We start from the raw sequence: 11,673 nt of genomic DNA, 5'->3' as shown, positions 1-11,673 counted from the left end.
TCTTCCTTCTTGTTCGGGGTTGGCGTGGCGCGCCTGTGAGAGAGGTCAGGCTGGCGTCACTGCGATGGGCTGATTGTATACAACTTTATATTCAATTTGTAAGCCCACATTTTCGCCTTTTTCATCCGGTGGTCGTCTCCAGGGCTCCTGCAAGAAATCTGCCCGATAGGTCAGTTTAGGGATAAAAGGGCCGCCGTTCATAAGGTTCGGTGGCGTATTCGGCGCCAATACCCGGATGGCGGCGCTGGTTGGAAAAATGTCGTTTTTATTGTGTACAATTTTTTTGAGAAGTGTCTTAATCAATCACTCGCCGCAGCTTTTCGTGCTCCGAAACGGTGCGGGCTTCTTTCAACTGACTTCGGGAGGCGCGAGGCCTGACTGCTCCGGGCAGGCAGGTGCGCAGAATCAATGGGACGTTTGACCACACATGTTTTGGACGCTGCACACGGTTGCCCCGGCAGCTCGATCAAGGTCGAGCTGTACCGCGTTGAAGGATCGCAGCTGGAGCTGGTCGCCAGCGCGATCACCAACAGCGATGGCCGTGTCGATGCGCCGCTGCTGCAAGGCGACGACTACCGCACCGGGGTTTACCAGGTGCAGTTCCATGCGGGCGACTACTACCGCGCCCGTGGCGTGCAACTGCCGGAGCCAGCGTTCCTGGACGTGGTGGTGCTGCGTTTCGGTATCAGCGCGCAACAGGATCATTACCATGTGCCGTTGCTGATTTCGCCCTACAGCTATTCCACCTATCGAGGAAGCTGATCCCCCAAGCTGCTTCCTCCACCTTGAAGCGACTGCGCATAGAGCTTCTTTGGTTTTTGGCCCGCTCACACTGCGGGCTTTTTTTTACCTTGCTTCGCAGGCCCGAGCACGCTCGCGATGACCTCGAGTACGCAGCAGGCTGTCGGGTCTGCCGTGTTATCGCTCATGACCATCGCGAGTGTGCTCGCGCCTGCAGGGAGTCGAAGAGGGTCAGTTCAAGCGTCTTGGGTCATCGGTGCGCACGATAAAGACCGAGTTACCGTAGTCCGCTGAAACGTGACTGCCTCCCTTGAGCCAGATCACCTTTTCGGCCGCCTCCGCAGCCCGCAGGGCTTGCGTGGCCGGCTCGCCGATCAGGTCCGGCAGGCGCGCAGGGTTCAACCCGTCGCTGGCGTTGTCGTGAATGTGCAGCCTGCGACCATGCACGCGGTGTACGGTCATGTGGTACAGAAAATCATGCCCGGTCCGCTTGAACACCAGGGTGGCAAAGGTTTGCGCGGGGGTCAGTTCGAATACCGTGTAGCCATGGCGAATCAACAGGTTCCTCATGAAACGCTTGAGATCACCGGCGTACTGGGTGGTGGTGAAGTAGCGCCAATCCTCGCGGAATTTGTCCGGATCAAACGCCAACCGGCGCAGGGGGCCCAGCTCGCCGGGGTGTGACAGCTCCACGATGCGCGATGAACCATTGCCCGGGCTCGTTGGCGTGATCGGCAGCATCAGCAGCGGATCGGCCAGCTCCGGACGGGGCGTTCGGGCCTGGGTCTTCCATTCGTTGAACACCTGCCGCAACGCAGTCATCCCGGCCTCGGTCGCGGTGTCCGAACCGTTGGCAAGGATGAACTGGGTTCTGGCGATGTTCTCGATGGACGCGTCTGCGAGCCCCGGAAAGTAGTGTTCAACATAGTCGGTCAGCGTGCGGTCGAAAGGCCGTGTCGGGTCGATCTCCCATTGTCGCGTCGGCGGAATCTGGATGGCGCCGCGGGGTTGCTGGTCCGGGAAGTGCCGAAGGACGTTGTGCAACCGGTCGAAATCGTAGACCCGATGATCAGGGTTTCTGATGTAGGCAATGGGGTGGTCAGGCACGTTGCCGCGCGGCAGCGTTCTGTAGCACGTGCCGTCGATGACGATGTCCTGGGGAGACGCCTGTTGCAGGGAGATCCCCCAGTGTTTCCAGGGAACGGAGGTGGCCGACAGCTGCCGCCATACGTGCGTACCTGGCACGCGCTCGAGTCGTGGCCCCGATGGCACCCGTTCCGAGGGGTGCCCGGCGCGCGGATGACCTTGCGCATCCGTGCCCAGCAGCACCGTCCCGCCGTCGGCGAGATCGACGTACTGGCGGCCGGACAGGATCGACCTGAGCCCGGTCTGCGGGTTCGGCGCAGGCAGCCGCTCGACCAGCCTGGGTGGCAGGTAGTAGTTGCTGATGGGGGGCTCGAGGGTGATTCGGGTGACCTGGGTTTCGGCGGGAAGATTGCTGATTGCAATCGCTGCGTCCTGCGGCCCCGGAAATTGAACAGGGTCGGGCAATCGAGCCCCCGGTATCGGCTCGGCCCCCTGGCCGGGCAGGTGGCCGGGGCGCGTGGGCAGGTAATCCGGGACCAGGTCCCGGGTGGTGGGGGCGCCTTCGATCGAAGGACCGGGGATTTTGGGGCGAATGGGGTTTTTGGGTCTCATGGACATCCGTGCTCTTTGAAATCCTGTGAATGTCGAACGGATCGACTGCAGTGCCTGGGCGTTGCGGCGCCCAGGCGGTTCTCGCCGACAAAGCCGGCGAGAGGGCGAAGCGAAAATCAGCTTTCCCTGATCAGGAAGACCGATTCGAAACCGGCCGCCGTGATCTGGGTACCACCCAGCAGCCAGACCAATTTGTTCTGGTCGTAGGCGGAGTGCAGCCTGGCCTGGACAGCGTCGCCGACGCGACGGGCCAGATGCGGGTCGGAAAGCTCGGCGCCGGACGGGGTGATCTGACGGATGGCCTCGCCATTGACGCGCCCCAGCTTGAGGAAAAATACCGAGTCGTGGTTGGGGCGGGTAAACACCAGCGTCGGCCCCTGGTGTTCGTCGGTCAGTGGGAACACCTCATAGCCATTGCGTATCAACACTGCCCTGACCAATTGCTTGAGGTTCAAGTTGGAAGGGTCGTTGACGAACGTGCTCCAGAGTTCCGGGAAGTGGACGGGATCGAAATCCAGCCGTCGCAACGCTCCGCCGGATTCGGCGGGCAGCAGGGTTGTCCAGCCGTTGTTGAATCCCCGGGGGATGGTGGGCAGCATCAGCAGCGGGTCGGCGAGCTCCATTCGAGGTAGCAGCGCATGGGTGGCGTTGGCCCAGTGGCGATAGGTCTGTTTCATCGTGGACAGACCCCTGGCGTCGATCACCTCGGAATGATTGGCGCGGTCGAAGACCGCCCTGGCGACAGCGGTCAACGAGGCATCCGACAAGTCCCTGAACGAATCGGCGACATACGCCTTCAGGCTTTTTTCGAAGGGCAGGTGGCTTTCCAGGACTTCCCAGCGACCGTCCCGCTTGATTGCCCAAAGCGGTTGCTGCGCAGGGTTTTCACGCAGCATCTGTTCGAATTCGTCATAGCGTGCCGGCGAAAACCGGGGGTGCTTCAGATACGCGATGTGGGTGCGCTCCGGCGCGCCATGGGGCACGATCGGATAGTGAAGCCCATCGATTTCCACGGATTCCCCGGTCAAGGGTTTCGTCGAACTTCCCCAGTTGCGCCACACCGCTGGCGATAGGTCCAGGGGGAAAGGATTGCCCACCCGCAGATCGGCGGCCAGCGCGTCGGCGTCGGACGAGTCGCTGTCCAGGCGTGGTCGCTTGCGGCGGCTCGGGCCCGCTTGTTCAGGGGCGGCTTTCCTGCGCCAGAAGGCGGTTCCAGCTAACCGTTCGAGCTGTGGGCCGGAAGCGTTCAATTCGTTGATCGAGGCCGCCCGGTATTCACCGTCCGCACCCAGCCGGACCAGGGTAATGCCTTCATCCTTGATCTCTGCGTAGACCGTGCGCCGGTTGCCGTGGCGTAATCCATCGGCCAGGGGGGCGGATAAGCCGTTGACCAGGAAGGGCGGCAGGAAACTGATGTCGGACGATGGGCCCGTCGAGCTGCTGACGGCGTTGTCGGCCGCAGAAACATCCGCCACCTCGACGTGCGGTTGTCGTGGTGTGTGGTCGGACTCGCCTTCGGGACGCCGGATCCCTGGCGTGCCGTCCGTGGCGGGGCTGTCGGGAAAACGCCCGGGCAGGCTGGTATCCGGCAGGTCGCGACGGGGCGTTGTGCCGTCATCCGGGGTTGGGGTCTTGATGATTTTCTTGGGCAACTTCATGTAGTGATTCCATTCATAAGTAGCGAACACGCAAACGGGTGTGCCTGGCCCGTGCATAACACTCGGCCAGAACGTTTTTCAATATCCCTTGGGTTCAAATGCGCCGCGCGGTAACTATGTATCGCGCGGTTTTTTTAGTTGCCGGTAAATGTTACGAAGCCTGGCCTTGCAACTAGCCGTATCGATAGACCTGTTCGAAAATAAGGTCCACGGCATAGGTCGTACCCGAGGGTGTGATGACGTATATCTGTTCAACCGGTATATCGTCGCTCTCATAGTCCGGAAGATGGACAATCGTGCGGCCAATCAGCAGTTTGTTCCCTTTCAACCTGATCTCGGCCGGGTCCAGGGTGTTGCCATGGAAGCGCCAGGTGGACGCGTCGGAAGTCTTTGTCAGTGCGTCCGGCGTGGAAATCCGCAGAATGGCGTCGGCGTGCAGATGGACCTCGTAGAACGATCCCTTTCCTTCGAGCGAGGTCACGGTGTTTTGCGCCTGGACAGGAAGCTCCACCCGCTGGCGACGTGCTTGCAGCACGATGGCCCGACTGTCTTCGGGCTTGAGCGGCAGGTAGTGGCCGGTGCGCTTTTCCAGCATCAGTTGACCGTCGAAGTGTTTGACGCCAGGGTTCTGGACATCATTGCCATAGCTGGGCGGCGGCAGTTTGATCCGACAGGACACCCCGTCGCGCAACGTCAGGTTGATGGCTTGATTCAAGGCCAGGCCCCTGATCTGGTACGCCGTGTCGCGCACGTTCGTATAAGCGCGGGATACCGTGCTCACCAGGTTGATGAGTTCGACGGTTTTATCAGGGAAGTGCAGGGTCAGTTGGAAGTCGCTGTAGTTTAAATAGTGGTAACCGTTACGGGTCTCGACGGTAACGGTGTAAGTAGCCTGGGCGCTGGTCATCTCTGCGTGATCACAATCGATATGCAAGGTACTGAGTGCCTTGTTATCGGTTTTCGTCAGGTTGAAGACGGTCCGGCTGATGTCGCGATCAATGAAGTAGTGCGACGCGTTCCCTGACCCGATGGTCTGTTCAGCGGCGGTAACGATGGTCGGCGACGGTCGCGTGCCTTTTGCCAGAATCAATACGTTTACGCTCGGGTTGTCGCTGCCGCTGAGCTCAGCGGGAAAGTCCGGCGTCAGTTGAAAACCGTCCACGGTCACGAAGCGCAGTTTCTGTTCCTGGAACAGGCGCTTGTCCGCCACGGTCTTGTAGACGTCCTTGATGATCAGCGTCTGCTCGGGCCACTCGCCATCCTTGCCGCAGAGTGACGAGACCACCAGCGAGGTGTCGTTGATCGACCACTGCTGAATGTTCTCGAACGCCCAGTCCATGATGATCACGCTGTCTTCCTGCGGGTCTTCCTTGATGATGACGGTGCCGCTTTTGTGGGCAATGTAATACTGATCCTTGCCGGCACCGCCGTTGGCCTGGCCGTAACCGCCCATCAGGTAGATCGTGTCATCGCCGGCTTCGGCCTCGATGCGGTCATGGCCCCTGGCGACGATGCGGTTGGCGCTGGCCGAGCCTTTGACCACGCTCTTCGCCCCGGCCAGCGTTTCGACGTTTTCGATGCTTTCCAGGGTGGTGTGGGGGGTGGAGGAGGGCGCGCCACTCTGGTCCAGCAGGTCGATCCGGCCGTTCTCCAGATCGATCTCGAAGCCTGTGTGGGTCGTGGGATCACGGCTGCCCAGAAGGCCTTGGAGCACCAGGGTGTCGTTACCCTGTTCGCCCACCAGAAAGTTCCGTATTTGCGTGGGCGCAGCGTCCTTGAGGGCCTGCGCAGCGCCTTCAAACAGGAAACGGTCGTCCTTTTCCCCGCCGGTCAGGTGTTTGGAGCCGCTGCCGAAATTGAAATGGTTGGGTTTCTTTTCGACGCCGATGATGGTGTCCTTGCCGCCCCCCAGCAGCCACAACGTGGCCTTCGAATCGCCCCCGGTGCCTTTCACCACTCCGGCAAGATCCGGCGGCACACCTGCACGGGCATCAATCGTATCGTTCGCGTCCACCACCGCCGGTAACGGGATGTCCTTGGACGGTGTCGACTCGCGTCCCTGGGCATCGTGCTCGAACCAGAACACCTGCGTGGCTTTCAGGCCCACCTCGAATTTGCCGTTGACGATGGCCTCGATGCTGTCTTTCAAGTCACCCTTGAGCCACTTGCGGGCCCGGCTGGTCAGCGCCTTCGAGTGCTGGTCGGTGGTGACGGCGAGGGTGTAGCGGTCATTGATGCGCTGTGGGGGTTTTTGGTTGATGAACGCGAGAAAGCCGGTGACCAGGCGTTCATCCAGGCTCAGCTCGATGTAGTCGTCGATGTCGTCCACCTGGCGAACGGCGCTGTAGATCTGCGAGCCGACGATCAGAATCGCCGCTGCGGCAATGCCCACCGGCCCGGCGTGGGCGAAACCGGCCAGGGCGGCAGTGCCGAGAATCAGGGTCAACGCGGCGCTGGTCAGATTCATGCCGGCGGCGACGTAATGATCCAGCGCCTGTTTGCCGGTGGTGCGGGAAGCGTCGTTCAGCGCCTTGACCGCGAAGTAGACATCGAAGGGCAGGGTCAGCGCGCCTGCGATCAAGCCGGCTGAGCGCGACAGGTACAGGCCATACTGGGTCCTGGCGAAGCCCTGATAGATATGCGCGCTCTGTTCAATCAGCGACTGCGCGGTTTTAACCAGGCCGCGCTCGATGATCAGCGAACCGACCTCCGTCACGATCGCGCCGGCATTGATCGCCGCCTCGGTGCTGTCGCCGCGCTTGATGGCATCGTTGATCCCCATCAAGCCGCTGTAGATGCCGAACGCCTGGAGTCCGACGCCCATGCTGTTCACCACTTTGCTCTTTTGCCTGTCGACCCAGCCAGGGACATTTTCGGGCAGACGGGTGTCATGGATTTCCAGCTTCTGCGCCGCTCGTACGAAGCGGTCGATCTTGACCCCATGGGGGCTCATTGCTTCGCTGAGCAGTGGCGGGGCGCTGACCGAACGGTGTGTGGCAATCTCGAACAGCAGCGTGGGGATAGTGGAGTCGCCTGCCTGGCCGGTGGCCCACATCCGCTGTTCGACATCGAGCGGATTGAGCTGCAGGCCATCGATGAAGTCCTGGGCGGTGTGGCGGAAATTGCTGTTGCCGATGTCCAGCGGCGCGCCGTGGACCGTGGCATTCAACAGGTGCAGCTCCAGGCGGTTGACCGTGAAGTGGCCAAGGGCGAGGGGACCGTAGTAGCGATCCAGGGCCCGCAGTACCCGCTCGCGTTTTTTCGCCGATCGAGGGGGCGGATCTTGCGCCGCGCTGGCGCCATTGCTGCGGATGAAGTCGGCGATTTCCTTGTCGAGCGTCGTCAGGTTCGGCGGCTCGACGTCCGAGATTTTCACGGTGTCGTCGGGCGCATCGGGAGAGGGAAAAGCTTGGGCCATAGGGGCTTCCTTGTTGGGTTTGGGTGCAACATGCGGCCCGAACTGTAGGGAAGCGTGGAGAGAGTCAAGCGATAACTATGTAGTGCTTCTGTTTCGGCGGATGACGGTATGGGCAGGCACCCACCACGGCGCGCCGCAGCGGCCGGGGCGGGGCCGGTATGTCTCAGTGTCCGCTCAGCAGGGAGGCGGCGCCGGCGCCGCCGAACAGACCGGCGCTGATGCGATTGAACCAGCTCTGACCCTTGCCCGAGCGCAAGTACCGCGCCGCGCCGTGGGCGCCGAGTCCATAGGCCAGCTTGCACAGCAGGTCCAGGACCGTCCACGTGGCGATCATCACCAGCAGTTGCGGCAGGAACGGCTGTTCGGCGCTGAGGAATTGCGGCAGGAAGGCGGCGAAAAACAGGATGTCCTTGGGATTGCTGGCGCCGAGCATGAAGGCTCGCCCGAACAGCGCGCGAAAGCGCGGTACCGCAACCGCCAGGGGCACTTCGGCGCCGTGGGAGGGCTGGCGCGATTGCTGCCAGCTCTGCCAGGCCAGGTAGAACAGGTAGAGCGCGCCGATGATTTTCAAGGCACTGAACAGCTGTTCCGACGCCAACAGCAACGCCCCCAGACCCAGGGCCGAAGCACTGAGCAGGCAGATCGAAGCACTGACGCCACCGAGAAAGGCCGGCCAGGAACGGCGCAAGCCGTAGTTCAGGCTGTTGCTGATCATCAGCAGGGACAGCGGCCCCGGGATCAGGATCACGATCAGCGCAGCACCGCTGAACAGCAGCCAGGTTTCCAGACTCATTACGTTGCTCCTCATGCACAAAAGCCTCACCCGACGGGGTGAGGCTGTTTTGAATCGTGTACGGCTTACAGGAAGATGAACTTGGCGATGAAGATCGCGCAGAGCACCCACAGGCTGACGGAAATCTCCTTGTATTTGCCAGTGCCGGCCTTCAGCGCCACGTAGGTGATGAAGCCCAGCGCGATGCCGTCGGCGACCGAAAAGGTCAGCGGCATCATGATCGCCGTGACGATCGCCGGAATGCTATCGGTCGCTTCATCCCATTCGATGTGCGCCATGCCACCCATCATCAACATCGCCACATAAATCAATGCACCGGCAGTGGCATAGGCGGGGATCATGCCGGCCAGCGGCGCGAAAAACATGGCGGCAATGAACAGCACGCCCACGGTCACCGCCGTCAGCCCGGTGCGGCCACCGGCCGCCACACCCGCGGCGCTTTCCACGTAGCTGGTGACGGGCGGAACACCGACCACGGCGCCGAACACGCTGGATGCGCTGTCGGCCTTCATCGCCCGGGACAGGTTTTCGATGCGTCCGTCCGGGTTGACCAGGTTGGCGCGCTGGGCGACCCCCATCAGGGTACCCGCCGTGTCGAACATGTGCACGAAGAGGAAGGCCAGCACCACGCTGATCATGCTGACGTTGAACACGCCGGCGACGTTCATCGCCATCCAGGTCGGGGCCAGGCTGGGCGGGGCCGACATGATCCCTTCGTAATGCACCACGCCCAGGCCCCAGCCGGCCAGCGTCACGGTGATGATGCTGATGAGGATGGCGCCGAACACTTTGTGATAGCTGAGCACGGCAATCATCAGGAAGCAGATGGCGGCCAGCAGCGGGCCGGGTTCGCGCAGGGAGCCCAGCTTGATCAGGGTCGCCGGGCTATCGACGACGATGCCGGCGGTTTTCAGGCCGATCAACCCCAGAAACAGGCCCACGCCGGCGCCCATGGCGAAACGCAGGCTCACAGGGATGCTGTTGAGCAGCCACTCGCGAATCTTCGAAAACGTCAGGATCATGAACAACACACCGGAAACGAACACCGCGCCGAGGGCGGTTTCCCAGTTGTAGCCCATGGTGCCGACCACGGTGTAGGTGAAGAAGGCGTTCAGGCCCATGCCCGGGGCCAGGCCCACCGGCCAGTTGGCGTACAGGCCCATCAACAGGCAGCCGAGTGCGGCGGCGATGCAGGTGGCGACGAACGCCGCGCCATGATCGATCCCGGCGTCAGCCATGATGTTGGGGTTGACGAAGATGATGTAGGCCATGGTGATGAAGGTGGTCAGGCCGGCGATCAGCTCGGTCTTCACCGTGGTGCCGTGCAAGGTGAGTTTGAAGATGCGTTCCAGCCAGCCATTGCGTAACGGCGGCGAGAGTTCCAGTGTCGGGGCTTCGGATTTGCGGCTTTCCACAGCGAGTACTCCTCAAGGGTTTTATTGTTATTTCCAGGGCCGGACCGATGAGGGTGGCAGCGGCCCTTTGAGGCATTCGCGAATTTGTTGACTGCTTGGTCAGGAACTCGCACGCAGTGGATTATGCTTTTGTATACAAATAAAGCAAATAATGTTTTTGATTTTGTAGACGAAATGTCTGGCAATCGGGATATATCGCCTGGAAGGGGACTTCTCGTCGAAATGCCTAATCGACTGGCACCTGACTCTTGCCGAGTGCCAGGTTCACCGCCAACCACCCATTCACCGCCGACTCCCCGGCCTCGGCAAACACTCGCTCCAGCAACTTCACTTGCTCACGCCGCAGCGATTGCTCGAAGCGCGCCCCGTCCACGGTCAGCTCCAGCAGGCGTTTACGCTTGTCGGTCTCGGACGCAACGCTGTTCACCAGGTGCATCTCCTGCAACTGGCGCAACGGAATGTTCAGCGCTTGCTTGCTCACACCCAGCAGGGTCAGCAGCTCCTTGACGCTCAGGTTCGGGTAGCGGGCGATGAAGAACACGATGCGCTGATGCACCCGGCTCAAGCCGCGGCGCTCGAGCATTTCGTCGGCCTTGGCGGTGAACGCCTGGTAGCCGAAGAAAAACGCTTCCATGGCCTGTTGCTGGGAGGCAGGATTTTTAAGGTCAAGCATGTTGACGTATCCATTCGGGTTGTCGTAATTTCGGTCAACCAGTTTGACTCATTTACCTCAGGCCTCGCTACCGGTGACTCCCATGGCATTTTCCGAACGTGTCTCACGCCTCAAAAGTTCTCTCATCCGTGAAATCCTCGCGGCGGCCCAGCGCCCGGAAGTCATGTCGTTTGCTGGCGGCCTGCCGGCCGAGGTAATGCTGCCGAACGTCGAATGGGATGACATGCCCTTGAGTCTCGGCCAGTACGGCATGAGCGAGGGCGAGCCTGCCTTGCGCGAAGCCCTGGCGGCGCAGGCGCGATCTCTGGGCGTAGCGTGCGAGGCAAGTCAGGTGCTGGTGGTCAGCGGTTCGCAACAGACGCTGGACCTGGCGGCCAAGCTGTACATCGACAAAGGCACCGAGATTCTGCTCGAGGCGCCGACTTACCTGGCTGCGTTGCAGATCTTCCAGTTGTTCGGTGCCGACTGCATCACCGTGCCGCAGGAGGCGGATGGTCCGGACCTGGTGGCGCTTCGCAGCCGCCTGGAACAGCACAAGCCAGCGTTCATCTACCTGATCCCGACGTTCCAGAACCCTTCGGCGGTGCGCTACAGCGAGGCCAAGCGTGATGCGGTCGCCGCGTTGCTGGACGAGTTCGCTGTCACCCTGATCGAGGACGAACCCTATCGCGAGTTGACATTCGATGGCGGCAGCGCCACGCCGATTGTCAGCCGCTTGAACAAGGCCAGTTGGATCTACACCGGCACGGTCTCGAAAACCCTGCTGCCGGGGCTGCGCGTGGGCTACCTGATCGCCAGCCCGGATCTGTTCCCGCACTTGCTCAAGCTCAAGCAGTCGGCCGACCTGCACACCAACCGCATCGGCCAGTGGCAGGCCTTGCAGTGGATCGGCTCAGAGAAGTATCAGCAGCACCTGGGAGACTTGCGCGACTTTTACCGGGCGCGTCGGGATGCGTTCCAGGCAGCGCTGCAAACGCATTTCTCCGACCTGGCTGACTGGAACGTGCCCCAGGGCGGGCTGTTTTTCTGGCTGACGCTCAAGCAACCGCTGGACACGCGAACCTTGCTCAAGGACGCACTGGCGGCAGACGTCGCGTTCATGCCGGGCGAGCCGTTTTTCCCCGAACCGGACCAGCACCACGGGCATCTGCGGCTGAACTTCAGCCACATCGACCCGGCGCGATTGGGGGAGGGGCTCAAGCGCCTGGCGGCGGTGGTGCGTCAGGCGCAGGTGGTGGAGGCGGCCTGAAGGCTGAAATAAAAAAACCGGCCACTGG

The 11,673-nt window shown here is 61.6% G+C and carries 9 protein-coding genes; 2 read left to right on the top strand and 7 right to left on the bottom strand.

Annotated elements, in window-relative coordinates; genetic code table 11:
• Nucleotides 1-45: 45 nt before the first annotated feature.
• Entirely contained in the window at nucleotides 46-303 is a 258-nt protein-coding gene (locus tag ACM6IM_RS16655) for a hypothetical protein (RefSeq protein WP_414865740.1), read from the bottom strand.
• Nucleotides 304-408: 105 nt separating this feature from the next.
• Here ACM6IM_RS16655 and uraH point away from each other — a divergent pair, with 105 nt between their 5' ends.
• Complete coding sequence (gene uraH / locus ACM6IM_RS16650) at nucleotides 409-762, top strand: hydroxyisourate hydrolase (RefSeq protein ID WP_192304312.1); 354 nt, start codon at nucleotides 409-411, stop codon at nucleotides 760-762.
• 210 nt (nucleotides 763-972) lie between these two features.
• Here uraH and ACM6IM_RS16645 read toward each other — a convergent pair whose 3' ends face one another.
• The 6 genes from ACM6IM_RS16645 to ACM6IM_RS16620 all read right to left on the bottom strand — a co-directional run bounded on the left by ACM6IM_RS16645 (nucleotide 973) and on the right by ACM6IM_RS16620 (nucleotide 10,396).
• Nucleotides 973-2,439 (bottom strand): hypothetical protein, encoded by a 1,467-nt coding sequence (locus ACM6IM_RS16645; protein ID WP_414865739.1) that lies wholly within the window; start codon nucleotides 2,437-2,439, stop codon nucleotides 973-975.
• Nucleotides 2,440-2,555: 116 nt separating this feature from the next.
• Complete coding sequence (locus ACM6IM_RS16640; protein WP_414865738.1) at nucleotides 2,556-4,097, bottom strand: hypothetical protein; 1,542 nt, start codon at nucleotides 4,095-4,097, stop codon at nucleotides 2,556-2,558.
• Between the two features lie 172 nt (nucleotides 4,098-4,269).
• Nucleotides 4,270-7,515 carry a calcium-binding protein gene (locus tag ACM6IM_RS16635; RefSeq protein ID WP_414865737.1) on the bottom strand — a complete coding sequence of 1,082 codons (3,246 nt, stop codon included), beginning with the start codon at nucleotides 7,513-7,515 and terminating at the stop codon, nucleotides 4,270-4,272.
• Between the two features lie 163 nt (nucleotides 7,516-7,678).
• Complete coding sequence (locus tag ACM6IM_RS16630) at nucleotides 7,679-8,308, bottom strand: LysE family translocator (protein WP_414865736.1); 630 nt, start codon at nucleotides 8,306-8,308, stop codon at nucleotides 7,679-7,681.
• A gap of 65 nt (nucleotides 8,309-8,373) precedes the next feature.
• The gene (locus ACM6IM_RS16625; protein ID WP_201190728.1) at nucleotides 8,374-9,723 is read right to left on the bottom strand and encodes an NCS2 family permease; all 1,350 of its coding nucleotides are present in this window, start codon (nucleotides 9,721-9,723) and stop codon (nucleotides 8,374-8,376) included.
• Between the two features lie 226 nt (nucleotides 9,724-9,949).
• A complete protein-coding gene (locus ACM6IM_RS16620; protein WP_414865735.1) occupies nucleotides 9,950-10,396 on the bottom strand; it encodes a MarR family winged helix-turn-helix transcriptional regulator in 447 nt (148 codons plus the stop codon).
• Between the two features lie 82 nt (nucleotides 10,397-10,478).
• Here ACM6IM_RS16620 and ACM6IM_RS16615 point away from each other — a divergent pair, with 82 nt between their 5' ends.
• Nucleotides 10,479-11,645 (top strand): PLP-dependent aminotransferase family protein, encoded by a 1,167-nt coding sequence (locus ACM6IM_RS16615; protein WP_414865734.1) that lies wholly within the window; start codon nucleotides 10,479-10,481, stop codon nucleotides 11,643-11,645.
• Nucleotides 11,646-11,673 lie beyond the last annotated feature (28 nt).

It is taken from the genome of Pseudomonas sp. IT-P12 (genome assembly GCF_949767465.1).
GTDB lineage: Bacteria > Pseudomonadota > Gammaproteobacteria > Pseudomonadales > Pseudomonadaceae > Aquipseudomonas.
Note: the sequence above shows the minus strand (reverse complement) of the source record. Positions and strands in the feature narration are given on the sequence as shown.